At 33.5% G+C, this 24,634-nt stretch carries 22 protein-coding genes; 6 read left to right on the top strand and 16 right to left on the bottom strand.

Annotated elements, in window-relative coordinates; all coding sequences use genetic code 11:
• Positions 1–64: 64 nt before the first annotated feature.
• Positions 65–1,864 (bottom strand): hypothetical protein, encoded by a 1,800-nt coding sequence (locus tag BW936_RS04220; RefSeq protein ID WP_143744053.1) that lies wholly within the window; start codon positions 1,862–1,864, stop codon positions 65–67.
• Positions 1,865–2,458: 594 nt separating this feature from the next.
• Between BW936_RS04220 and BW936_RS04215 the strand changes: the two genes are divergently transcribed.
• The 4 genes from BW936_RS04215 to BW936_RS04200 all read left to right on the top strand — a co-directional run bounded on the left by BW936_RS04215 (position 2,459) and on the right by BW936_RS04200 (position 6,718).
• Positions 2,459–3,673: a site-specific integrase gene (locus BW936_RS04215; RefSeq protein WP_076547057.1), complete on the top strand. Its 1,215-nt coding sequence runs from the start codon at positions 2,459–2,461 to the stop codon at positions 3,671–3,673.
• 92 nt (positions 3,674–3,765) lie between these two features.
• Positions 3,766–4,671, top strand: coding sequence for a hypothetical protein (locus BW936_RS04210; protein ID WP_208611105.1), 906 nt, complete (start codon positions 3,766–3,768; stop codon positions 4,669–4,671).
• A gap of 212 nt (positions 4,672–4,883) precedes the next feature.
• Positions 4,884–5,594, top strand: a complete 711-nt coding sequence (locus tag BW936_RS04205; RefSeq protein WP_076547055.1) for a hypothetical protein — start codon at positions 4,884–4,886, stop codon at positions 5,592–5,594.
• Between the two features lie 11 nt (positions 5,595–5,605).
• Positions 5,606–6,718 (top strand): DUF4238 domain-containing protein, encoded by a 1,113-nt coding sequence (locus tag BW936_RS04200; RefSeq protein WP_076547952.1) that lies wholly within the window; start codon positions 5,606–5,608, stop codon positions 6,716–6,718.
• Between the two features lie 3 nt (positions 6,719–6,721).
• On the opposite strand, the gene BW936_RS04195 is transcribed toward BW936_RS04200, so the two are convergent.
• The 3 genes from BW936_RS04195 to BW936_RS04185 are packed head-to-tail and all read right to left on the bottom strand — an operon-like array spanning position 6,722 to position 10,694.
• Positions 6,722–9,229, bottom strand: coding sequence for a TonB-dependent receptor plug domain-containing protein (locus BW936_RS04195; RefSeq protein ID WP_076547054.1), 2,508 nt, complete (start codon positions 9,227–9,229; stop codon positions 6,722–6,724).
• Positions 9,216–10,118 carry a FecR family protein gene (locus tag BW936_RS04190; protein WP_076547053.1) on the bottom strand — a complete coding sequence of 301 codons (903 nt, stop codon included), beginning with the start codon at positions 10,116–10,118 and terminating at the stop codon, positions 9,216–9,218. Before BW936_RS04190 ends, BW936_RS04195 begins: the two co-directional genes overlap by 14 nt.
• Positions 10,119–10,169: 51 nt before the next feature.
• Positions 10,170–10,694, bottom strand: a complete 525-nt coding sequence (locus tag BW936_RS04185) for an RNA polymerase sigma factor (RefSeq protein ID WP_076547052.1) — start codon at positions 10,692–10,694, stop codon at positions 10,170–10,172.
• A gap of 173 nt (positions 10,695–10,867) precedes the next feature.
• Between BW936_RS04185 and BW936_RS04180 the strand changes: the two genes are divergently transcribed.
• Both BW936_RS04180 and BW936_RS04175 read left to right on the top strand, forming a co-directional pair.
• A complete protein-coding gene (locus BW936_RS04180; protein WP_076547051.1) occupies positions 10,868–11,938 on the top strand; it encodes a hypothetical protein in 1,071 nt (356 codons plus the stop codon).
• Positions 11,939–12,193: 255 nt separating this feature from the next.
• On the top strand, positions 12,194–13,006 hold the full coding sequence (locus BW936_RS04175; protein ID WP_076547050.1) for an NIPSNAP family protein: 813 nt from the start codon (positions 12,194–12,196) through the stop codon (positions 13,004–13,006).
• 66 nt (positions 13,007–13,072) lie between these two features.
• Here BW936_RS04175 and BW936_RS04170 read toward each other — a convergent pair whose 3' ends face one another.
• The 12 genes from BW936_RS04170 to BW936_RS04115 all read right to left on the bottom strand — a co-directional run bounded on the left by BW936_RS04170 (position 13,073) and on the right by BW936_RS04115 (position 24,633).
• Positions 13,073–15,025 carry a protein-disulfide reductase DsbD family protein gene (locus BW936_RS04170; RefSeq protein ID WP_076547049.1) on the bottom strand — a complete coding sequence of 651 codons (1,953 nt, stop codon included), beginning with the start codon at positions 15,023–15,025 and terminating at the stop codon, positions 13,073–13,075.
• A 70-nt stretch (positions 15,026–15,095) separates the two neighbouring features.
• Positions 15,096–16,421, bottom strand: coding sequence for a DUF3570 domain-containing protein (locus BW936_RS04165; RefSeq protein WP_076547048.1), 1,326 nt, complete (start codon positions 16,419–16,421; stop codon positions 15,096–15,098).
• 65 nt (positions 16,422–16,486) lie between these two features.
• Positions 16,487–16,699 carry a DUF4266 domain-containing protein gene (locus BW936_RS04160; RefSeq protein ID WP_076547047.1) on the bottom strand — a complete coding sequence of 71 codons (213 nt, stop codon included), beginning with the start codon at positions 16,697–16,699 and terminating at the stop codon, positions 16,487–16,489.
• Positions 16,696–17,592: an FAD:protein FMN transferase gene (locus BW936_RS04155; RefSeq protein ID WP_244156163.1), complete on the bottom strand. Its 897-nt coding sequence runs from the start codon at positions 17,590–17,592 to the stop codon at positions 16,696–16,698. Before BW936_RS04155 ends, BW936_RS04160 begins: the two co-directional genes overlap by 4 nt.
• Before the next feature lie 98 nt (positions 17,593–17,690).
• Positions 17,691–18,110: a Rieske (2Fe-2S) protein gene (locus BW936_RS04150; protein WP_076547045.1), complete on the bottom strand. Its 420-nt coding sequence runs from the start codon at positions 18,108–18,110 to the stop codon at positions 17,691–17,693.
• Positions 18,111–18,133: 23 nt separating this feature from the next.
• The gene (locus BW936_RS04145; RefSeq protein ID WP_076547044.1) at positions 18,134–18,574 is read right to left on the bottom strand and encodes a thioredoxin family protein; all 441 of its coding nucleotides are present in this window, start codon (positions 18,572–18,574) and stop codon (positions 18,134–18,136) included.
• Positions 18,575–18,773: 199 nt separating this feature from the next.
• A complete protein-coding gene (locus tag BW936_RS04140; protein WP_076547043.1) occupies positions 18,774–19,658 on the bottom strand; it encodes a diacylglycerol/lipid kinase family protein in 885 nt (294 codons plus the stop codon).
• A 1-nt stretch (position 19,659) separates the two neighbouring features.
• Positions 19,660–21,636, bottom strand: a complete 1,977-nt coding sequence (locus BW936_RS04135) for an LTA synthase family protein (protein ID WP_076547042.1) — start codon at positions 21,634–21,636, stop codon at positions 19,660–19,662.
• A gap of 32 nt (positions 21,637–21,668) precedes the next feature.
• Complete coding sequence (locus tag BW936_RS04130) at positions 21,669–22,274, bottom strand: HD domain-containing protein (RefSeq protein WP_143744051.1); 606 nt, start codon at positions 22,272–22,274, stop codon at positions 21,669–21,671.
• Positions 22,246–22,734 (bottom strand): hypothetical protein, encoded by a 489-nt coding sequence (locus BW936_RS04125; protein ID WP_076547041.1) that lies wholly within the window; start codon positions 22,732–22,734, stop codon positions 22,246–22,248. The genes BW936_RS04130 and BW936_RS04125 overlap by 29 nt, the downstream gene beginning before the upstream one ends.
• A 15-nt stretch (positions 22,735–22,749) precedes the next feature.
• Positions 22,750–23,466 carry a VIT1/CCC1 transporter family protein gene (locus BW936_RS04120; protein ID WP_076547040.1) on the bottom strand — a complete coding sequence of 239 codons (717 nt, stop codon included), beginning with the start codon at positions 23,464–23,466 and terminating at the stop codon, positions 22,750–22,752.
• A complete protein-coding gene (locus tag BW936_RS04115) occupies positions 23,467–24,633 on the bottom strand; it encodes an efflux RND transporter periplasmic adaptor subunit (RefSeq protein WP_076547039.1) in 1,167 nt (388 codons plus the stop codon).
• Between the last annotated feature and the right edge of the window lies 1 nt (position 24,634).

Here is a 24,634-nt window from a genome sequence, read left to right as displayed (position 1 = left end):
TTATACTCAACACCGCAGAAGAGGACAATACGGGTGCCGGACAAACACCAGTTGAATAGGAAACCTATACGCGATATACATATTGATTTTTATTAGGCTGAGGCTCAATAACATTCAATGTAGCGGATTGTGACCCGGAATATTCAGGTCCGTCCGTTACTTTATTATAGCTAACACCACCATTTGTACTTACTTGCCATTGGTAAATATTACCATTATTGGCAACTACCGTAAAACTAGCAGTATTACCAACAAGAACCTGTTGATCAACAGGCTGTGTCGTTACAGAAAGGATCGCGCCAGCTTCTTGAAAATCAAAAACTCCATTCGCATCAAAATCACCAGGTGTGGTGTACCCGTCTACACCAGAGGTAACCAAACCATTATCCGGATCTACCGTTACGGGAGAAGAACCTAAGATCCCATCATTGTCCCCATCAGTATACCCCGCTTCTACAACATCAAAACACTGATCGTTATCTGCATCAATTTCAAAAGCATCATAATCTAAATCTGAGTCTGAATCACTAATGGTATATTCCAATTCTGGAGTAAAGGTATCTGCATCTTCTAAACTATCGTGTAATCCATTGATACCAAAATCAAGGATATTACCATCAATAACCCCATTATTATCGGCATCATTAACACCTGATATGGAAAGGGCTCCGCTTTCCACTACGTCATATATTCCATCATTGTCAGAGTCTAAATCAAATTTATTAGATATACCGTCTCCGTCGGTATCACAGATAACACCCAAGAATAGATTACCGGTAAGCCCTTCTGGTCCACCCTCATCAGGATTAGTCAACAAAAAATTATTAGCACTTCCCGCAACCCACGGCAGGGTATTAAACAGACTTCCATCACTAGTTACCAATAGTTCTAAGGCTGTAGAATTGCTATTTCGGGTTGCATAAACCTGTACCTGACCTTCTTCACCGATAATAAGCCTAATCCTTGGTAATCCGTTCGTATTTACTACCCAAGGACTATATAATAAATTACCACCCACAGCTGTTCGCATTAACACCTCAGTCCCAGAATTATAAGCACCAGATTCAAACTGAAGGATCCTATTATGAATATTGGTTCCATTTACAGAAAATTGAAAGGAATTATCCAAGGTCATAAAATCAAATTGCAAATATCCTGTATCGGTATGTGTATAAGAAATGGTTCTATCTCCCCCGGCATTTATTGAAGGTAAATCTGATAATTCCGTTGTAGAACAATATTCAAGAACATCTGGTATACCATCATTATCATCATCCAAATCTAAAGCATCTACAATTAAGTCACCGTCATTATCATTAGGTACCGGAACCGGTACCGAAGTAATAGCTATAACAATATTATCCAATAAAACAGTAGCATTTGAATTACTCCAGTTTCCCGAACTAACTTCATCATTGCCAATTTTAATAGTTGTATTTGCAGAAATATAAGCAGAGATATCAAAAGAGAACGTTCCTGATGAAATCCCTAATCCTCCCACACTACCAATATGTGTAAAACCACCACTTCCATTAGATATTTGTATATCTAAATCTTTATTGAGCGATAAGTTACTTGATGACCAATCTAAACTCAAGGTAGCAGAAGTTGCCGTTGCAATGTTTGTGCTTCGTTGTATAGTTTCATTCCATAAATAATTGAACCGTAGTTGTTGGGAGCTAACCCTAATATATCCTCCAGAAGCTCCGCCGCTGTCACTTTCTGACCAATTAGAAAGCCAATTAGCCCCGCCGGTATAATTCCCGGAACTGAAATCATCGGTAACATTCTGGGCAGAACCAATTGCGCAAAACATTAACACCGTGTAAAGTGAAATAACTATTGATGTATTAAACAAACTCATTCTTGATAATTAAGTAATAAACAATAGTAAACCATATTTCTGTCTTTCTATAAAAATAGTTGTAAACCCCTACTATTTTGATGTGAACTTACACAAACCCTGCATTCACATTCATAATTCACTCTTAGTATTAAAACATATGTCTTTAAAATTTACAGAGCCAAGCCTCTAAATGTTGACCACCTAAAAACATGTTTTTCAACCTCCTAATAAAAAATACAAGGTGAAGTTTACCATATGTCTAAAATTAAAAATGCACGATACGTTCAAGGAGCATTATTACACTCTTGGGTCATTCTAAAAAAACGAGGTAATTAAGGTGAATATCAAGCTGTTTTAAAATCATAAAAAAAGCTGAGATGTAGATCTCAGCTTTTTTTAAAAGTACTCGAGGCGGGAATCGAACCCGCACTCCGAAGAACTGGATTTTGAATCCAGCGATTTTAGTATCAAAATTTATTAAATACTATTATAATCAATTGATTAGCAATATTTTAATTTTATATGATTTCATTTAAAAGCATTTAAAATCAATATTTGTTGTACCTATGTTGTACCAAAAATGATTATCTTTATATTCTAAATTTTAAGGGTATGGCATCGAACGCAAAAATTGTAATAAGAAAAAAGGTAAATAAAGAAGGGCTATATCCATTGGCAGTACGAATTACTAAAAATCGTAAATCTACATATCATTATATAGGTCATTACGTTGATTTAAAAGATTGGGATGAAAATAAATCACGAGTTAAAAAATCCAATTCTAATTCGGGAAGATTGAATAATTTATTAGCTACAAAATTATTAGAGGTCAATAGAGCGCTTATAGATTTACAGTCTGAGAAAAAGGATTATTCAGCGAATCAGATTAAAGAGTCTCTATATTCCGAACCTAAATCAAGTACTTTTTATGATGTAGCGAATGATTTTCTTTTTGAACTTGAAGAAAATAATAAGCTTGCTCAGTTATCTGCGGACAAAGTCCGTGTGAATCACGTTATAAACTTCAATAAAAGTAAGCAACTAACCTTTCCCGAAATTGACGAACAGTTCTTAAGAAAATTCAAAATCTATCTAAAGAAACAGTTTAATCTTTCAGAAAGGTCAATTGTAAATAATTTGGTTGTTATTAGAACCATTTATAATAGAGCAATAAAAATGAACTTAGTAGACAGAAAGCTTTATCCATTTGGTTCTGATAAGATTAGGATTAAGTTTCCAGAAACTGAAAAAATAGGACTTAATAAAAAAGATATAGTAGCTTTTGAAGCCGTAAAAAATTTAACCAAGAGTGAAACCCACGCTCGTAATGTTTGGTTATTTAGCTTCTATTTTGCTGGTATTAGAGCTGCCGATGTTCTCGAAATAAGATGGTCTGATATTTATGACGAAAGATTACATTACAGAATGAATAAGAATTCGAAATTACTTTCTCTTAAAATTCCTGAAAAAGCCTTAACCATTCTAGAATGTTATAGGAAAGACAAAAAAAGTGATGAAGATTTTGTTTTTCCAGAGTTGAAAAAAGCCGAATTTAACGATGCTAAAGACGTCTATGCTAAAACTAAAACAGCTACGAAAAAATTCAACAAATACTTAGTTGAAGTTGCCAAGAAAGCAAAAATTAAAAAGAAAGTGACTATGCATATTGCACGTCATAGCTTTGGAAATCTATCTGAGGATAAAATCCCAATTAAAATGCTTCAAAAACTCTACCGTCATAGCGACCTAAAAACAACCATTAGCTATCAAGCTAACTTCATTCATAAAGACACAGATGATGCTTTAGATAGTGTAATCAACTTTTAAATGATTTGTTTACCACCTGTCAACATCTTGAAGTAGAATTTTAACATTTTCCATTCTGATTCCCATACCTTTACGAGCATAATTTTATGCGTATGATATTAAAGGTTAAATGGGAAGAATTTAAAAGGAAACTCGAAGAGTTTCAGTCTGAAGGAAATGCTCTTTTTGAAAAATATAAAGTAGCTAGAACTGAAGACTCTCTGAATGAATTAAAGGAAGAAAAACAGTCTTGGGAAAAGACTGTTATTAATTATGTTAGTACATCCTTTAAACCAGAAAATAGAAATTTCGCCAACGAATTCAAAGCGCAAAGAGGTTATTCTACTGGTTTTAAGCTAGGTGTTGACCAAAGGGTTAAGAATGACATTCAAGCACTAAAAGATGAAATCAACGGGCTTGACTACTACTTGAAAATGTTATTCATTTCAGATGCCATTGTGCGGGCGGACGAAATTGATTTAGAGAAACGCAAAAGCCTCGATACCGAAGGCAGACTTGACCTTATTCTTTCTAAACTTTATGACCTATACAATGACAGAAAATACCATTCTATAAAATGGATTCTTGAAGGTAATGGTGTAAAATTGAATGGCAGTGGTGAAGATTGGGATTATGGTAGAATGTTAGAGAACAGAGGATTTATTGAATGTATGAATGGTCGAAATGTCAATGCTAAACTAACCTTGGAAGGAAAGTATATGATTGAACAGGCAAGAAAAGCCAAAGTAACGGACTATTCAAAAATTAGTAGTTCTGATGAGGAATTAAAAAATCTTATAAAGGAAGTTCTTGTTAAGATAGAAGGATTAGGTTTTGGCCAGCAAATAATCTTTGACGAGTTCGACGAGTTGAGAGATGATATTCCAAATCTTAACAAAAAATCGTTCGGACAACTATTAAAATCAAAATTATATGATTTAGTTGCTGCCGAAGCTTTTGATAAAGCAGTTGCAAGTGAAATCTTCAAAGAATTTACTAATGAAATACTGCCTTTTTAATCAATGAAACTATTAACAATAATTACAAAAAAAATCAAAAACTTATTTCAGAAAAAAAACAGTCTGAATATGAAGTTACGAAATATGTGTTTTCTGATAGACAACCTATTGATGGTTCATCTACCATTTCATTTTTTGTGAATAACCCTGAGCCTGATATAAGTGTTACTAGAACTTTTGAGAGTGAGGATGAAGCTGTTAATTAACTTAATTTGAAGAAAGAAGGAATTTGCAGAATATGTGGTAAGCACAAAAAATTAACGTTTGAGCACGTTCCACCGCAAAGCGCCTTTAACTCAAATCCTGTATTCTTTCAAAAATCTGTTCATCTTCACGATAAAGAAAGTTACCTATATGGCAAGCGTATTCTCAGCAATAATGGTGCAGGTGGATATTATTTATGCAAAACCTGTAATAATCTAACAGGCAGTTACTATGGCGAAAGCTATAAGAAATTTGCCTATATGGGTATGATGGCTTTAACTAATAGAATCTGGGCATCACAGACTATTATTTTTGAATATGCCATTCAGCCATTAAATATATTGAAACAAGCACTATCGATGTTTATGTCTATCGACACAAGCGACCAGTTATTAAACTTAGAAGGACTTTCTAATTTTATCCTAGATAAAGATTCAAAAGCACTTCCAGACAGTTTAAGAGTATTTATTTACCATACCACAACTAAGCAAGTAAGAAACGGTTGGGGAATGGCAAGAACTAAAAAAGGGTATCATACTTTGGGCGAAATTACATTTCCACCTTTTGGAATTGTCTATGCCTTAAATTCTGAACCAACTCGAAACGATTTTTTCGAAATTACTGACTTCAAAAACTATAATTTTAATCAAACCGCTCAAGCAAGATTGTCTATTCCTTTTTTAACACCCAAGACATATATTCCTGGATTATACAAGTGAACATTAAAAATATGGCTAAAAACGAACCCATCAAACAACATTATATTCCCCGTTCCTATTTAAAAAATTTTGGTGTCGAAGAAAAAAAGGGCAATTATTTTGTAGATGCATATAGGCTAGAAGATGATTTACTTATTGAGCAGATTAGCACAAAAAGTATTTGTTTCAAAAAGAATCTTTACACAATACCAAATGCTGAGATTGACAGGAAATATGATTTAGAACATCACTTTGCCGAACACGTAGATTCAGAATTCCCTAAGATTTATAAACTGCTTATTGATGAAAGTGTTAAAGTGTTAACTGCTGACCAAAAAAAGCAAATACTATATGTCTGCCTTTCACTCTATTTCCGTACACCAAGGTTTCTTAATCATCAAAATGCTTTTACCGACCAGATTTTAGATAGGATGGTTTTATACGCTGATAAAGATGGTGAAGTCAAATTCACTTTTGAAAATGTTCGCCACGAGTTCAATTTAAAAGATATTGATAAAGTTAGAGAGGAATTTAAAGAAAGAAACAGAGTTGTGTTTTTAGTACAACATCTCGAAAAATGGAAAGAGTTTGTGGACTTTAAATACGATTGCACTATAAATGTCCATAGAATCAATGATGCAAATGCGCCCTTAATAACTTGTGATAATCCAGTATCTATACGTGGAATTAAAACGACACGTTTTGATGGGTTATTTGACCCGAATGCTGTAATTACACTTCCTTTAGATACAAAGTATTATTTAGAAATATTCCCAAATAATATTGCAGATGGTCAAACTCGAATTCATAGAATGGTACACGACAGAGATTATGTTTTTACTACAAATGCAATCATCCAAGGCAATGCCGAAAAATTAATCATTGGTAAACCTGGCACTATCGAAAGGCATTTCCAGATTCAGTCAAGTTATGAGGAAGCTGAGAATGCAGAACAATTTGTCGAAAAGGCAAAGTTCAAATTTGAAGAAATGCAAAAATTTGATACGTTATGTAGGACTGCTGGATTTACTTCTAAAGAAACCGTAAGTCAGCTTAAGAAGATGCTGAGTAATGAATACTTCAAAAACGAAGTACAACTTATTCAATTGAAAAGGCTTTACGTTGCAAGCGGTCATTGGAATTAATCCCTAAAAGTAAAAACGCACCATAAAATTAGTGGTCAGACCTAACGATTCTCTTGAAAACTTAATAGGTCTATTGTCTGCACCAACGCGATAATAGTTATTGATGGTATTTTCTTTATTTAGAGCATTCCAGACGGATGCGCCTATTTCTGTTCGTAAACCTTTAGATAGTTTCAATTTATAAATCGCTGATAGGTCTACTCTAAAAAATTCCGGAATTCTAGTATTATTCGCGACATCAAAATTAACTTGTTGATTTAGAATTTCATTTCCTTGCAAGGGTATAGAAGTTGGTTTTCCTGTTCTATAATTAAGTCCAGCAGAAATATTGAGTCTGTTATTTGAATAAGTTGTCCCGAAATTAAAGGAATGTGTGGCGTCAAAATTACTGGGGAATTGTATATCTTCAAGATTATTGAAAGTATATTCATTAATCATGTAAGAGTAACTTAACCAGCTACTTAAATTCTTAAATTGTTTACGTATTAAAAAATCAAGGCCTAGTATATTATAATTTCCCGTTGTTTTTGTAAACTCATATTTAGTGGTAAAGCTTTGGCTTTGGGATGTGATACCGACAACCTCTTTGTTATAGCCTGTTGCATCTACAAGCCATCCTTTATTAGAAAATTGTAAACTTAAAGAAGCTTGCTTGCTTTTTAAAATAGGGATACTATAGTTATCGGTAAGTTGCCATCTTCTTTTTTCCACGCCCAAAAAGTCATTTTGGAAGTTTACTATTTGTGAAGTGTTTTGGTGTTTCAATTCGCCTAAAGCTTCTATTTGAAAATGCTGCCCAAGTTTTTTTCTAATACTTAATCTTGGCTCTGCAAGAAGAACATTAAATTTATCTATGTAATTAAGTCGTATTCCGGGTCGTACTGAAAAGTCCCTATTGTTATTTTCATATTGGCTTTGCACAAAAAAAGCGTGTTCTCTTAAAACCTCCGAGTCTCTTCTTAAAAAACGCGGCACATCGATATCATTAGTATTTACGACTTCAGACTCTATAAATTGATAGCCTGCTTCTAAAAATAGGTTGTCCCATTTGTATAAACCCTTAAATTTTATTCCAGTTTCAGAAACTACGTTTTCTTGTAAAAATTGCTGTTGCTGCAACACATTGGCGTTAATGGCCTGTAATTTATAATCTGTATTGTAAACGTTGAAGTGTGTTGAAAAATGGTCATTCCATTGGCGTTCATAACTTAATCCTGCTGCGATACTGTTTTGCGAAAGACTACTTGTTTTTGTATCTAAATCTAGATTGGTCATTAAGGTCTCATCAAAGGTTAAATTGTTATTGATAAGAATGAAATTAAATCGAATACGGTCTTTTTCAGAAGGATTGTACAACCAACGTAGGGACGTATCATAAAAGTTGAAATTCTGATTAGAATTTACCACGCTTTCAACATTATTTGCTATTTCAGTTTGTTGTGCTACCCTATCAAAATAAACATTATAGGTAGGTGTATTAACAAAGTCGTGAATTGACCTTCGACCAGCTATTTGTAATGAAGATTTTTCGCCTAAAGGAACGTCTGCAAAAACATCTGTGCTTATAAAATTCACACCTAAACTACCTTCAAAATTACTTTGTATTTGTTTATCAGTATTCATCTGAATACTGCCAGAAACACCATCGGAATATGAAGCATCAGTACCGTTGGTAATGACTGTTGCTGTTTTTGTGATTTGCGGATTAAAGCTGGAAATCAACCCAAAAAAATGACCCGATTGATACATTTTAATATCGTCCCACAATATCAAATTCTGGTCGTGTGAACCGCCTCTAATATTTATGTTGGAAACGGTTTCATCTATACTCAATACACCAGGTAATGCCTGTACTGTTTGTAAAACATCTGTTTCTATAAGACCAGGAAGCGAAGTAAATTTAGAGAAATTAATTTCGGTTGTTCCATTACTTTTTTTGTCGATACCTCGCACCAAATAGCCTTCAACAACTACAGCATCGATTTGCTGTTTTTCTTCATACATACTTATTGTGGCACATTCTTCTAAGGTAAAAAATCTGGCTTGCTTTTTTATCGTCTTAAAACCTAAAAACCGAATTTCGATGGCTTCATCTAATGAATTCACAAATATTTCAAAAAAGCCTTTATCATCTGTTATTTTGGTTTGTATTTCTCCCCTAATTGTCGCTCCATAAAGTGGATGTAGTGAAATAACATCCTGTAAATAACCACAAATTATAAACGGTTTAGTAATAGTGTATATAGATGCACCAATTTTGGTAAACCGCAATGAAGTTTCAGATTCTATGTGCTTTAAGTTTTCATTAAGCGTACTCTTTTTCGGAAGTGGAAAAACAGTTATTTCACTTAATAAATCACTTTGATAATTGAACTGCACTTTATGTTGGTCTGACAAATTATTGAGCACAACTTTAAGCGGAATCTTTTCTTCCGAAGTTTGCGCTTGTATCTTAATAGACCAAAATATGCAAATTATAAATATGATGTAAGACCAACTACTCTTTTGCATTCTTAATAACAACCTCGTTTTTATTATTAAATACGTAGGTCAAATTAAGACTTTTGGTAGTTGCTTTTAAGGCATTATCCAAATTATCAAGTTCGAACGCTCCAGTAAATAATATAGAGTTGTCTATAGTATTTGTAACGATTTTTATGTTGTAATGTTGCTCGATAGATGCAAAAACATCTGCAATTTTGGCCTGCTCAAAAACCTTCATATTCTGCAACCATTCGGGTTGAATCACAGCAACATTAAAAGCTTCTGTTATACCATTAATAATACGATACGCTTTACCTGCCGGAAGTTTGGTTGTTTTATTATTATGAACTACTTGCACTAACCCTTCATAACATATCACACTAAAAATACTATCCCGTGCAGTTACATTAAATTGTGTTCCTAAAACACTTACTGTACCAAAGTCCGTTTTTACATCGAAACGCTTGCCTTTGGCCACTTTAAAATAAGCCTCTCCTTTTAGTTGTACATTACGCTCTTTATCCCAATTATCATCAAAATCTATTTGCGACAATTCGTTAAGAGTTACCATAGAATTATCTGGTAATGTTATTTGTTCGGTTTGCGCTAATTGTGTTTCAAAAGTGCTATGTTTGTCTTTATTAAACAAGGAATACAGTCCAAAACCAATGACAAATACAGCAGCAATCCTAACCAATGTTTTCTTCCAATTAAATGTAGGTTCTGGTTTATATTTAAGTTCTTTTTCAAGATTTTCGAAAGTGCTTACTTTAGATGTATTTTGCCCTTTGAATCGTTGTCCTTCTTCAATAATTTCGTTAAAAAACGGCTTGTCCTCTAGCGCATCAAAGGCTTTTTGCTCTTCGCTGTTAAGGTCATTATCCAACCATTTTTTTATAAGGTAATTTTTATCCATTTACTTGACGTTATAGTATTAAAACAACTTAGAAGTAATATATCCCATAAATTATTTCAATTTAAAATCTTCTAATTTCTCTGTCAAAGTGGCAAAAGCTGCATAAATACGATGTTCCACCACTTTTTTTGTAACACCTATCATTTCCGCAATTTCTTTATGTGTCTTTCCTTCAATTTTACTTAAGACAAATGCCTCTCGCTGTTCTGGTTTTAAACTAGAAAGTACTTTTTCATAGCATTCAAGAAACTGTTCTTTACGCATTAAAAACTCAGGAGTTTCGTTCGTGTAATCTTTAGGCTTGACCTTAGTATAATTTAGAACGACCTTCTGATGTTTTACTTCATTAAGCATCATATTGTTCGCTACCGTATACAAATAAGATTTTGCTGTTTCAGGTAATACTTTCTGGCAATTTTCCCACATTTTAATAAAAGCATCTTGGACCTTGTCCGATGTGTTTAAATGTGCTCCATATTTATAATACAACAAGTCGCTTAGACCTTGAGCATATTTTTCATACAGTTTAGAAAAGCGCACTTTATCACAAATATTCTGGTATAGTTCTTTTGGCAAAGGATATTGTTATTTTTAATTTTCAAAGATATTAAAAAATAAAACAGATATTTTTTGGGATATTTCCATTGGTAGTTGTTTTAGATATAGAGCAGGAAACAAGAAGCATAATTAAACCCCCATTTTCTGATAACTGCTCTTTAAAATTAAAGTAATAACTAAATAAAATTCTTATGAAAACTTTAAAACCTTTATTATTTCTACTACTTGGTAGTTTTATTTTTTTGACCTCATGTCGTACAGAAGATGATGTATCTATTGACCCTCCTACGGAACAAACATTATTATCCAACTCAGCAGTTGCGGATTTAATGAAAAAAACATCTAAAAACGACGGCTCTTTTGACAATATAATTGATAATGCTAGTTGTTTTAACATAGCATTACCTGTAACTGTAATTGCAAATGACACAGAGGTTATGGTGAATTCTTTAAACGATTATCAAACCATAGAAGATATATTTGATGCTGATAAAAATGATACCGACACCTTAGACATTGTCTTCCCAATTACCGTAGTTTTTTCGGACTATACCACGTCAGATGTCACTACGTATCCAGATCTACTTGCTTTAATTGCACAATGTCCAGAAGAGAATACTTATGATGACGATATAGAGTGTATTGATTTTCAATATCCAATATCAGCATCTATTTTCAATCAAAATAACGATTTAGTAGAAACTATTGTGATTAATGGTGACAAGGACATGCATGACTTTATTGACGATTTAGATGATTATGCCGCTGTCACTATCAACTTCCCTATTACGGTTATTCTTGCGGATGGAACATCGATGAGTATTAACAGTATAAGTGAATTACAAACGGTCATTGAAAATGCAGAAGACACTTGTGATGAAGATGATGATAATGATTATAACGATGATGATTGTAATAATTGTACAACAAACGATTTTGAAACAATTTTTGCAAATTGCACCAACTGGAAAGTTGATGAATTAGAATTGAATGACAATCACCTTGAAGACCAATATAGTGGATATGTTTTTTCATTTGAATCTAATGGTACTGTAACCGTTACCGAGAATGGCAATACAATAACAGGAACATGGTCAGTATCTGGCTCAGGTAATAACATAGACTTTACAATAGATATTCCTAATCTAACAGATTTTAATGGCACTTGGAAGTTGCATGAGATAGAAAAAGAATCTGGAGAAACTAAGTTTGAGCTTGAAAAAGGTAGTGAGAGCGAACTTAAATTTAAAAGTAATTGTTAATATTAATAATGTTAACAAACGGATATTCTATTAATTAAGTTCCCCCAGCTTAACGTCCCAGATTGATTTCTAAAAACCAGTCGTTATGATTAACGGCTGGTTTTTATTTAATCACTTTGTTTTAGTAGAATTAAGCATGTAAAGGGTTCCTTTACTCCATTTTATTTCATAAATAGTCTTTAAATGCCATAAGAATCAATACTAAAAATATCTTACTTTTGGGTAATTAAATTCTTTTAAAAAAATTATCGTCTTATGAAATACATTAAACTGTTTATTTTAAGTATTGCCGCATTTTTCACAACAAATTGCACAACTATTAAGGTAAATAGCGAAATAACCAAAAACAGTCGTGAGCAAAACAGAGAATATTATCAACTTAAGGTATATTCTTTAAATTCTGAAGAGCAAGTTATAGTTATGGATACTTATTTAAAACAAGCTTACTTGCCAGCATTGAAACGGTTGAATCTAAGCAAAATTGGTGTTTTTAAACAGCTAAAAAAAGAAACCGATACTATCAAAAAAATCTTTGTCCTAATCCCTTTTAAAACGTTTGAGCAATTTTTAGAAATTGAAAATGGATTGAGAAATGATAAAGCGTATTTGAATGTAGCAAGTAAATATTTAAATGCATCTTATGACCAACCGCCTTATCTGCGTATAGAATCTACACTTATGAAGGCGTTTGTAGATTTTCCAAAGATGAAACTACCCAACCTAAATGCACCAAAAGCAGATAGAGTATATGAACTACGTAGCTATGAATCAGCCACAGACACTTACTACCAAAACAAGGTAGATATGTTTAATGCCGGTGGCGAGATAAAGTTATTCGACCGCCTTAATTTTAATTCGGTATTCTATGGTGAGGTTATTTCAGGAGCTAAGATGCCCAATTTAATGTATCTCACAACATTTTCTGATATGACGAGTCGTGATAAGCATTGGGAACAATTTGGAAATTCACCTGAATGGAAAGAACTAACAGCAATTGAAAAATATAAAAACACGGTATCGCACGCAGATATTATGTTGCTATATCCTACAGAATATTCTGATTATTAATGATGCAATATTTCACTAGGAAGAAATGTAAGTTTTAAAAAAAAAACAGACTAATAGCTTTTATATTTAATTTAGATCAGTAACACTTTCGTTCAACCAATCGTAATATTCCTCAATTCCTGTATATTGCTTGGCTTCATTGAGTATTTCAAGATTTGAGTTCATAATAACATAGTAAGGCTGAGATGCTGTTTGAAAATTTAAGTATTGAAATGTTGACCACTTATCGCCAACAGTCTCAATAGGTTTCAAGTGATTTTCGTTAAGCTTTATTTTGAACTGTTCAGCTTCAGATAGTTCTTTTCTATCATCTACATAAAGTGAAATTAATACGTAATTTTCCTTTAGTAAATCATATACTTTTGGATCACTCCATACATTTTCTTCCATCTTTCGGCAATTAACACAAGCCCATCCTGTGAAATCTAATAAGATTGGTTTGTTATTTGCTTTCGCAAAAGCAAGACCTTCATCAAAATCTTTAAAACAGTCTAATCCCAATGGGCAATTAGACTCTTGTTCATAAAGACTATAAAATGTAGGTGGCGGAAAACCAGCCAATAATTTTAAATGAGAATTTTTAGTAAGGCCTGTACCAAGGTAAATTACAAACGCAACTATAAGAACCGCAAATGATACTTTGGGAAAACTAAATTTGTTTTTTCCATCGTGTGGAAAACGAATAATACCAAAAAAGTACAATGCCATTAATAAGAATATAACCATCCATATTCCAAGGAATACCTCTCGCTTTAATATTCCCCAATGTGCCACTAAATCGGCATTTGATAAAAATTTGAAGGCTAGTGCTAACTCCACAAAACCTAAAAGCACTTTTACCGTTGTTAACCATCCCCCCGATTTTGGTAATGATTTGAGAAGGTTTGGAAATAAAGCAAATAATGCAAATGGTAATGCCAATGCTGCTCCAAAACCCGTCATTCCAGCGGTAAGCTGAAACGCACCACCATCACTTGTAAGCGAACCTGCAAGTAATGAGCCTAGAATAGGGCCCGTACAAGAAAACGATACCAAAGCAAGTGTTACAGCCATAAAAAAGATACCAATTAAGCCACCTGTGCTTGAAGCTGAATCCATCTTATTTGACCAAGAACTTGGCAAGGTTAGTTCATAATAACCAAAAAATGAAAAGGCAAAAAATATGAATATGATAAAGAATATAACATTCAACCAAATATTGGTTGATATCGTATTCAAAATTTCAGGGTCGACCGAATCTAGGAAATGAAACGGAATACTGAGACCAACATAGATTATTACGATAAACAGACCATATAAAATAGCATTGCTTATCCCCTTTGATTTTGTGCCAGATTGCTTAGTAAAGAATGATACTGTGAGCGGAATCATTGGGAAAACACAAGGTGTAAGTAAAGCTACTAGACCACCTAAAAAGCCAAGAACGAATATTTTCCAAAGATTACCTCCCGAACTAACAACGTCGGAACCAACATTTAACCTATCCTTATTTTTTAGGTCTAAAATAAGTTGATTACTTAAAACTTTACTGCGGTCATCAAGCTCAACATTTTCCAGTTTTACTACACCACCATCCAAGGCAAGTACAAAATTTTCCTCTTTATTAATACAAACTTCTTTACATACCTGATAGTCAAGATTAACGGTAATCTGCTTTAGATTTTCAGAAAGTAATTTTATACGCTGTGTAAATTGCACCTTATCTAAAAAGTAGGTTTCTTCAACCTCAAATACATCATTGAATGCTATTATGGTTTCGCTTTCTTTTGCGGCACCAATAAGTTCATAATTATCTTTTGCATTTTCGAAAGTTAAAACTGAAGGCAACGAACCATCCTCGCTTGTAAATTGCGAAAATACGTGCCATTCTTCATCAATTTCTCCAGTTAAAATAACATCATATTCCGTTTCGGAAACTTTTTCAACTTTACAATTCCATTTAACTGGTTCAAGAATGCCTTGTTGTGCATTGGCAGAAATACCAACACATAGTGCTAAAAATAAAAAGATTTTGTTCATATTCAAGAATGGCTAAAGCTCTAAGATTATTGAAAATCATAGAGCTTGTTAATTTTTTAAAACATAGTGATTAGTCCATCACAAACTTAAATCCGGCTGTAATGATGCTCGAACTAAAGGTGGTGTCCCTGTCATACTGATAGAATTTTAAGTCAATACTTTTAAGTCCGAATTTCCAGATGTGTGCATTGGTAAAAATGTCTGTGTATGAAACTCCAAACCCAAATTGGTTTGCTGAGTATTCTGATAAATCAAAATCAGAAGTGTAAAAGTCTGCGGTAGATAAATTTTCATTTGCTGGTGCAAAATAATCCGCCGCTGTTTGGTTGTAAAACCTATATGATGGATATAAAGTAAACTTATTGGTAAGCTTTATAGGCACTTCAATACTTGCTGTGTGCGAGTTGATTCCCCAATCATCAAAGTAGTAACGGTAAAACGTTCTTACAGTAAAAGTTTCATTGAGATACCAGTTTAAACGACCACCTACAGCTACTTTAAATCTTGCATCTGGCAAGCGTTCAACGGCATCAGCAAGTTGGAAATTATCGATAAAAGAATCGGCTACATCTGCAAAATACACACGTTGAAAAGGGGTTGACAACAAGCCTTGTTGTTGTACAAAATCTAATGCAAGCGAACCTTGTACGTTTTTATGAAGTATCTGAGAAAAACCAAAACCTAATGAATACGAGTTACGACCTTCATTAGCAAAAGGTGTAAATCTTGGGCTATAATTGGCATTACCGGTAATAGTATTTTGAGTAAATAAACTATTGTTTATTCCGTTTCCACCAAAAAAAGGTCTTAATTCTGTTGGATAAATTGCCGACCAGGTATCGATATACACATTACCATTTACACTTACTTCTGTATTTTTTTCATTAAATAATTTTGTGTAAGAACCGCCAACACCTGCTGAGAAGTAATCATATTCAGAAGATACAGATGCTTTAGCAGACCAGATATTATTTCTATCATCTGAACTATGGCTGTAACTTGCAGTTAGGTTTGTCCATACATCGCTGCTTGATGCACCAGAACTTGCTACAAATGGGTCTGCAGGTTGTGCGCCATCAAAAGGCCCAACATTACTAGATGATGCCGAGGTATAAGCAGATACACCTGCGTCAATAGTCAATACATCGTCATCATTTAAAGGTATTGCGACTATAATCGTACCTGTTACGTCGGTTAACGCTTCCGTGCCAATTCCACCACTTACGGCAGCATTATCTCCACTTTGTGTATAATAACTGGATAAGAAATCTACCTCGGTAGTTTCTAAAACTCGCTTTTTATAGACCTTGGTTGAGTCTTGATTTGTTTGTGCGCTTACTTTCGCAAAAGTAAATACACAGATAAAAAGAATAATATTTTTCAATTGATTTTTCATATTAAATTATGAGATTCCGCTATTTTGAATGCGTAGCTATACAGCTTTTCAAAATAGAGTTTCATTTAATTACAGCCGCAGCCTCCTCCAGTTTTTCCACCATTTGCTCCTACAGCAGCTTCTCGATATGAGTGGGCAGTAGATAAATTTCTGTCACATTTTTTTTCTGAAAGAGCCATATCTGGGTCATTGATATTGACCTTTTCGTACTCCTTTACCACTACACAGCTGCTAAAAAAGCTAGTAACCATAGCGAGCATTATTATTTTTTTAATCATTGTTTATCTATTTCTATGTTCTTTGATTTTGTTATATTTCCCTTATCATCTATAATGATGCATTCTATTTTTGGTAATTGATTAATGCGGTCTATACCTGCTTCTTTTCCCATAACAAAAACAGAAGTGGCTAAGGCATCGGCTAGTTCAGCTTTGGGCGCAAAAACGGTTACACTTATTATTCCGCTAGACGGATAACCTGTTCTTGGGTCAATAATATGTGAATACCTAGTGCCATTAAAATTGACAAATTTTTCATAATTTCCAGAAGTGACAACAGCTCCATCTGTAATAGGAAGTAAAGCAAACACTTTGTTTTTGTTCATTGGATTTGTAATGGCTACTTTCCATTCCTTCCCATTGGGTTGTTTCCCCCAAGTATTCATATCGCCAGAAGCATTTATGATACCTGAAGGCACACCTTTTGAAATCAACAAATCTTTGGCTTTGTCTGCCGCATAGCCTTTTCCTATAGCTCCAAAGCCTATTTTCATTCCTTCTAACTTAAGAAAGACTGTACTATTTTCTTTATCTAAAATGATATTCTCATAGCCAACTTTAGCAACAGATTCTTTTATCTTTTCTTCGGAAGGCATCTCGGTCATACTACCATCAAACTTCCAAATTCTATCCATTGATGCGTAACTAATATCAAAGGCGCCGTCGGTAAGTTTTGAGATACCAATGGCTCTTTCTATTAACTGATAAAGTTCTGAATCTACTTTTACAGGTTTTATTCCTGCATTTCTATTAATATCAGATGTTTGCGAATTGACATCCCAAGATGAGATAAGTTTCTCTATTCTTGTAATTTCTGCAACAGCAGTATCTATATATTTACCTCCTTCAATAGAGTCTTTAGCGACAACGGTTACATCAAAACGACTACCCATTAATTTGAGTGTGCGTTTATAGGGTTGTTGTGCTGTACTTACTATACAAAAAAGTATGATAATTACGTTTATGAAAATTTTCAAAATATTCTTAGAAATTATGCGCTAATTGTTAAAATATTGCCCTCTAATGACGTGTTAAATATGGTTAGACCGCCACTACCGTCACTATTTAAACCATTGCCAGTTAGACTAAAACGTGCACCATGTTCCGTACAATAATATTCGCCATTTTGGAAAATGACTTTTCTTTTTTGTTCGTGGCTGCATAAATTGGTTGCAGCTACATAATTCCCGTTTAAATCTTTTGCTACCACGGTATTGTTTTTGATTATATACCCACCATTATTCATTAAGGCGCTTGATGAAGATGCCGATAAATCAACGGTAAAAGGAAGACCAGATGTAACATCTGTGTTTGAAGACACATCATCTTTAGAACAACCGCCAAGACAAGAAAAAGTTACTGCTAATGCAGCACCAGCACCTAATGTTTTTAAAAATTCGTTACGTTTCATAAATTGTTTTATTTAAAAGTTTTTTATTTTACAAATGTGTTTAGTTCCTTAATGTAGTTCTCAGGGGTTGTTTTTTTATAGCTTGTTTCGCCTAAAACTTCCCCTTTATTATTTAAAACAATTACGAAAGGAAAAATCCCATTTTTATTATATTTTTCTGCAAGCTTAGCATTCGCCTTAGTTTGTTCTTCAGATAGTGCATTTTTGCTTTTTCTTGGAAAATCTGCTTGTAACATTACATAATGCTTTTTTGCGTAGGTTTTGAAAGCTTCAGTACCCCAAACTTCTCTATCTAGTTTAATGCAAGGTGCGCACCAATCTGAACCTTGAAAAACTAATATAATTGGTCTGTTTTCTTTTGAGGCAATTTCTTTTGCCCTTGCGAAATCTGTCTGCCATTCTTGGGCATTTACAGTTGTAATTGTAGCTAAAAACAATAATGCTACTGATAAAAATTTGTTCATAGAATAATATAATTTGAATTATTGGTAAGAAAACCTGATTAACTAAAGCTGCTATAACTAAAACAACTAGCGAAGTAAAACTCCCAAGAATTATTTATGGGAATTATGTAATTAATCATCGTAGTGGTCATTTTGTATATCAAGTTAAATTGGTTTAGCATAGTTTTACATTTCTATATGGTTCATATTCTTTCACTTTTCAACAAATGATAACATTTAATGACTTCTCTTTTAAAAAGACAGAAAGAGATTGCTCTTTAATTTGAGCTAATTCCCCATCAATCTGAGATTCAAAAAAATTACTTCGATTTCGAGAAAGAAAAATCTCTTTAGTTTGGAAACACTTAACACCTTTTAATAAATTTGGTTTTTTAATAAGCATATAAAATCCGAAGAGCAGCATTCTTGCTTTGCTTATTTTTGGTACAATAATTACGTCCAGCAGTCCGTCTTGTAGTGAAGCTTTAGGAGTTAAACTGAAATTATATCCCATTACATTTGAGTTTGAAATAAAAATTAAAAATGGATTTACGATTTCCGAAGTACCATTTATCACAGTAATATTTTCTTTTATTTCATTGAATTCTCTAAATGATTTAAAAGATGCCTTTACATAACAAAAAAGTGTTCTTTGCTTTAAAGTTTCGTAGTTTCCTATAACACTAGCAGTAAAGCCAAAACCAGTATTACTGAAAAAATATCTTTCATTTATACAGCCAACATCAATTTTTGTTTGGTTATTAATTTTAATAATATTGAGTGCTTTTATAATATTCTTCGGAATATTTAAATTAGAGGCCAAACCATTACCAGAACCAATAGGAACAATACCTAATGGAATAGATGTCCCAACTAAAGTTGAAGCCACTTCATTTATTGTTCCATCTCCGCCACAGGCTACAATGACATCCGCTTTTTGATTTAAAGATTCTTTGGTTAAATCAATTGCTTGTCCTTTGTAATTTGAATATTTAATAGTGATATTATATTTATTTGGCTCGTACAAACCCTGAACTAGTTCCTCAGAAAAACTATGATGACCAGATCCTGCTATTGGATTAATTATGAAATGAATATTTACCACCTTATTTAGTCTTTAATTTTAAACCTCCATTTCTATATAAATCATCTGAAACCTCATAGAATGAAATACTTTTTTTCTCAAAACTTTCTTCGGAAGGAATAGTTGTCAAGCTATTATCTGAAGGATTCCAAGAGTAGAAATTTGCATTTTTCTGTTCATCTAATATCAAGATTTTATTGTCTTTTAGATACCCTAATTTTCTATAGTTTCCTATAAACGCACGCTCATCTTGTGGTTGCATTGACATAATATCATTTCCGAAAAGATTGGACTTATAGTTCCAATGCAGGGCCGAAAACAAGGTTGGAAATACATCAATTTGAGAAGCCAGCTTGTTTATTTTTTCTGGTTGTTGATTCGGTAAATTGAAAATTAATGCCGGAATGTGGTAATTTTTCACATCCAATTCCCAACGTCCTGCGCTACTTGCACAATGGTCACTCATTATCACGAATACCGTATTTTTAAACCAAGGTTTTTGTTGTGCTTTTTTTATAAATTGCCCAATTGCATAATCAGTATATTTTACTGCGCCATTTCTCCCAGTTCCTGAAGGGATATCTATTTCGTCTTCTGGGTAGGTATATGGCTTGTGATTAGAAGTGGTCATCACAAAATCGAAAAATGGTTTTCCCGTTTCGTAGGCCTTATCAGCTTCTTTTAGTACTTTATTGTAAATATCCATATCACAAACTCCCCAAGCATTTTCAAAAGTAACTTCGTCATCTTCAATATTAGTACGAGTGGTTGTAATGTTTTTATCCAAGAGAAAACCACGTCCTCTATCAACGATATTAAAACCGTTTCCTCCAAAATAAGTATTCATATTGTCGAAGTATCCGTCGCCTCCATAGAAGAAATTGCGTTCGTAACCCTTTTGTTTAAAAACTTCTCCAATAGTAAATAAACCTTGATTATTTTTTCGCTTTACAATACTACGCCCAGGTGTTGGCGGTATAGATAATGTTATGGCTTCCATACCTCTTACAGTTCTTGTTCCGGTTGCATATAGGTTTTGAAAAAAGAGGCTTTTGTTTGCAAGAGAATCAAGTATTGGCGTGATGTTGTTTTTATTACCAAATTCACTTAAAAAATCGCCACTTAAGCTTTCTATACAAATAAAAATGACGTTTGGTTTTATTGATTTCTGAATACTATCCGTGTTTATTACTGTTCTGTAAATTGCATTTTTTTTTGGATTTTCAAATGTATTCCGTGAACTTAAAAAACTTGTCTTAACGGTTTGGAAAGCTTCTCTTTTAGGTATGGTTTTATAAAATTCATTATAAGGCAATTCGTTATTTCTGAAGGCCGCAAAGAATGAGTAAATTCCTGATTTTGCCAGTTCGTTATTGTATCTGTTTTCTGAAAAGTCTGCTTGCTTGTTTGTAACAAAAAATACACCTATAAAAACTACAACAAACCATGGAATTGCAGCTAGTAATTTAGGTTTGAATGTTGTATCACTTTTAAATGTTTTATTAAAATAGCCTAACTTATACACAATAAATAAACTCGTTAAAACCAATATTAACATAGCAGAAATAAGGATAGGCAACGGGTAAGATTCATTAATGTTCTTTACTACCTCGTAAGTATAAATTAAATAATCTACAGCTATAAAATTATATCTTCTTTGAAATTCATCCCAAAATGTAAACTCTCCAAAGAAGGAAAAAAATATAATCAGCACACCAATTGAGAATCCAAAATAAGTAATGATTTTATCTACTATAGAACCATAAAATCGTTTTGAAAAAAACAATAAGTATGCTAAATAAGGTATAGCAAAAAATGAAATTGTTGCTATATCGAACAAGAAGCCTATTCCGAAGGTTTCAATAAGAGTAAATGCTTCTTTATCTACTTCAGAAAAATTCCAAATAAAGAAACTACACCTTACAATAAAAGAAAGTATTAAAAACAAGCCAATATAGGCTTTGAATAAAGTGAAGCGCATTGGGAAGATTTTTGACATTTTATTTAAGGTTTTTAAGATGTAATTTTCAGCTAGTAACTAGCTAATATTTGTTCTACTTTATGTATATTTTCTTGTTTTCCTTGTTCAAGGATATCTTCTCCGTAAAGGGTTCTAAAATGGTGCTTTTTTAAAAATTCTAAATTCAGTTTATGCCATTCAAAATCGGTTACTTTGTTATCGCAATACACTTCCCATTCCCTACGAAGCAAAAGTTTTCGATAAAAGAAATGCGAATTGCTGATGTGAAAAATATCGGCATCGCAAAGCACTTCGGCCAAAGCTGTGGTTGGACATTGTGGCATTTTAGTGGCATCGATACAATTATTGACTTTTTCTATAAAATCTTTACTAACTTTTTCTTTTTTTAAAAAATGGGTGGCTATCAATTTACTTTCATCCTCGTGACCTTTGTAGGTGGTTGAGAATCCTGTATCGTGAAACCACGCTGCAACGACAAGAATCTCTGTATTTTGCTTATTAATATCCATAGCAGCGCATAAGTATTTTACATTCTGCACCACTTCCTTGGTATGTTGAAGATTATGAAAAGGCAATGCCGAACATTTTGAAGTCGTCAATAAATCTTTACAATATGTAGCAACGCTACTAATCATCGTTGTGGTCCTGGTTTCCATCTAATTGAATAACATTTGCATCGCTTCTAATCTCTATGTGTGTTATTTCTCCGCCACTTGTCCCAACGTATTTAGCAATTCCCATTGTTACCATAGAAAGCAGTAAAATGAGTACAAATCCATATTTTGAGAATGGCAACTTTTTATATTGCAAAAACAAGGTTATTAATGAGGTAACACCCAAAATTTGCATCATTGCAAGAAATAATTCTGCATACTCTTCGTGCTTATGAATTAATGTTTCGCTAATTCCTGGTAAATTCTCAACAATTTCTTCAGCGCCTTCTCCAGTTAAGAAGGCAACGATTGCTGTTAAGGCACTAAAAATAAAAATACCCAATGCTGTGTTTTTTATTTGCGGTTTCTTCATAATCAAACCTGCTAACAACACTAAAAAGCCAATCAATACGCCTACAATAGGCAAATGATTTACTACTAAATGAAAATGTGCGTCGTTCATAATTTATTTTTTTGTTTAAACCATATTTACATTGAACAAGTAACCGACCAATGCAGTTAGACCCATTGCAACTGTTCCCCAAAACGTGATACGAGCAATGGCTTTAACGATACTTGAACCGCCTGTTTTAGCAGCTAGTGCTCCCAGAATTATCAAGAAGAAAAGTGCAAAACCATAAAGCCAATATTCCATACTATTTAAAGGAAGAAATAGTGTTACCAAAAAAGGAAGCAATCCACCAACTGTAAATGCCGCACCTGAGGCAAACGCTGCTTGCATAGGTTTGGCTTGGCTTATTTCATTTATACCTAATTCATCCCTGATATGTGCACCCAAAGCATCGTGTTCTGTTAATTCTTTAGCTACGGTTAAAGCAGTTTCTTTTTTCAAACCTCTTTTTTCATAAATTTCGGCAAGTCGTTGTAGCTCGATTTCGGGCATTTCGCTTAATTCTTGTTTTTCGCGTTCAATGTCTGCCTTTTCCACATCGGTTTGTGAACTCACGGAAACGTATTCTCCTGCTGCCATTGACAAAGCACCAGCAACAAGACCTGCTAAAGTTGCCAAAATAATAGGTTCTCGTGTAGCACTTGCAGCTGCAACACCTATAGCAATACTTGCTGTTGACAAAATACCGTCATTGGCACCAAGTACTGCGGCTCTTAACCAGTTACTTCTATGAATGTAATGGCTGTCTAAATAGTTGTCTAGTTCTTCTGCTTTTTCTTCCATCTATTCTGTTATTAGATTAAATGCTCCTTTGGTCAAAAATTCAGAATCTCCTTTAAAATCATTGGCGTTAATTATTTGAATAAAGCCATTATTAGTAGCACCCACTTTGACTAACACCCTTTTAAAAGTTGTACCGTTTTCTTTAACCAAAACAAAGTAGTCATTATCAATATTCGCAACTGCTTCTACTGGTAACGCAGGATGTTCTGAAGTGGTAGTTAATATTTCTCCTTCTATATACATTCCGGGTGCAAATAGTTTTACATCACTTTCGTTTACCAAATCGCCGTGAATGGCGACGGTTCTGTCTTGGGCATTTATCGCTTTATTTACTAAATGCACTTTGCCTTGATACACTTTATTCATATCATTTTGTAGTCGTACATTAATAAATTGTCCTTCTTTTACCATTGGAAGGTCTTTTTCAAAAATCTTCAACTCTATGTGTAAATCATCTGTATTAGTAACCGTTACCGCAACATCTGAAGGATTTAGGTACATTCCTTTTGTAGCATTAATTGTGGTTGCGTAACCCGTTAAAGGCGAAGGCACGCTGATAACCGAACGAATATTTTCTCCAGACAAGGTGTTTGGGTTAATATTCATTAAACTCAACCTTTTTTTTAAGGATTGAAACTGCGCCAACGTTACCGTATATTCGGATTCTGCTTTTAGAAAATTCTTCTTAGAAGTGACATTATCTGCTATTAATTCCTTTTGACGTTCGTAGTCTGATTTTAAATAGTTCAAACGTCCTTTGGCTTCTAAAAAATCTTGTTGTACTTGCACGTATTCAGGATTTTCAATCGTGAATAAGGTCTGTCCTTTTTTAACAGGGTCGCCTGGTAACAGGCTGATGTTTTTTACATAGCCTGCAAAATAAGCACTTACATCTGCTTGGTTTTCTGGTGGCACAGCAAACATACCATTGGCTTTTACAATGGTGTTAAAAGGCTGCATGGTTACTTTTCCAACTTCCATATTTCCAGCAGAAAACTGATTTTCTGTAATTGTAATCATGTCGGTATCTTCAGTTGTTTCAGTTTCGGCAGTATTTGCAGCTTCAGTTTTTTCATTTGAGTTACAAGAAGCTAAAGCCATTATTGCGACCAATAAAAGCCTTTTGAAAAAAATTGAATTTGATGAATTGTAGTGTGTATTTTTCATT

The organism is Maribacter ulvicola (genome assembly GCF_900155985.1).
In the GTDB taxonomy this organism is placed as follows: Bacteria; Bacteroidota; Bacteroidia; order Flavobacteriales; family Flavobacteriaceae; genus Maribacter; species Maribacter ulvicola.
The sequence above is the reverse complement of the archived record's forward strand: the minus strand, read 5'-3'. Positions and strand labels throughout refer to the sequence as shown.

Excerpts from the sequence above, each read along its gene's own strand:
- BW936_RS04170 (WP_076547049.1), bottom strand. The coding sequence starts at position 15,025 with ATGAACAAAATCTTTTTATTTTTAGCACTATGTGTTGGTATTTCTGCC.
- BW936_RS04125 (WP_076547041.1), bottom strand. The coding sequence starts at position 22,734 with ATGAACGACGCACATTTTCATTTAGTAGTAAATCATTTGCCTATTGTA.
- BW936_RS04150 (WP_076547045.1), bottom strand. The coding sequence starts at position 18,110 with ATGAAACGTAACGAATTTTTAAAAACATTAGGTGCTGGTGCTGCATTA.
- BW936_RS04145 (WP_076547044.1), bottom strand. The coding sequence starts at position 18,574 with ATGAACAAATTTTTATCAGTAGCATTATTGTTTTTAGCTACAATTACA.
- BW936_RS04175 (WP_076547050.1), top strand. The coding sequence starts at position 12,194 with ATGAAATACATTAAACTGTTTATTTTAAGTATTGCCGCATTTTTCACA.
- BW936_RS04165 (WP_076547048.1), bottom strand. The coding sequence starts at position 16,421 with ATGAAAAATCAATTGAAAAATATTATTCTTTTTATCTGTGTATTTACT.
- BW936_RS04160 (WP_076547047.1), bottom strand. The coding sequence starts at position 16,699 with ATGATTAAAAAAATAATAATGCTCGCTATGGTTACTAGCTTTTTTAGC.
- BW936_RS04180 (WP_076547051.1), top strand. The coding sequence starts at position 10,868 with ATGAAAACTTTAAAACCTTTATTATTTCTACTACTTGGTAGTTTTATT.
- BW936_RS04190 (WP_076547053.1), bottom strand. The coding sequence starts at position 10,118 with ATGGATAAAAATTACCTTATAAAAAAATGGTTGGATAATGACCTTAAC.
- BW936_RS04220 (WP_143744053.1), bottom strand. The coding sequence starts at position 1,864 with ATGAGTTTGTTTAATACATCAATAGTTATTTCACTTTACACGGTGTTA.
- BW936_RS04120 (WP_076547040.1), bottom strand. The coding sequence starts at position 23,466 with ATGGAAGAAAAAGCAGAAGAACTAGACAACTATTTAGACAGCCATTAC.
- BW936_RS04115 (WP_076547039.1), bottom strand. The coding sequence starts at position 24,633 with ATGAAAAATACACACTACAATTCATCAAATTCAATTTTTTTCAAAAGG.
- BW936_RS04130 (WP_143744051.1), bottom strand. The coding sequence starts at position 22,274 with ATGGAAACCAGGACCACAACGATGATTAGTAGCGTTGCTACATATTGT.
- BW936_RS04135 (WP_076547042.1), bottom strand. The coding sequence starts at position 21,636 with ATGTCAAAAATCTTCCCAATGCGCTTCACTTTATTCAAAGCCTATATT.
- BW936_RS04195 (WP_076547054.1), bottom strand. The coding sequence starts at position 9,229 with ATGCAAAAGAGTAGTTGGTCTTACATCATATTTATAATTTGCATATTT.
- BW936_RS04215 (WP_076547057.1), top strand. The coding sequence starts at position 2,459 with ATGGCATCGAACGCAAAAATTGTAATAAGAAAAAAGGTAAATAAAGAA.
- BW936_RS04210 (WP_208611105.1), top strand. The coding sequence starts at position 3,766 with ATGATATTAAAGGTTAAATGGGAAGAATTTAAAAGGAAACTCGAAGAG.
- BW936_RS04200 (WP_076547952.1), top strand. The coding sequence starts at position 5,606 with ATGGCTAAAAACGAACCCATCAAACAACATTATATTCCCCGTTCCTAT.
- BW936_RS04155 (WP_244156163.1), bottom strand. The coding sequence starts at position 17,592 with ATGGGTAGTCGTTTTGATGTAACCGTTGTCGCTAAAGACTCTATTGAA.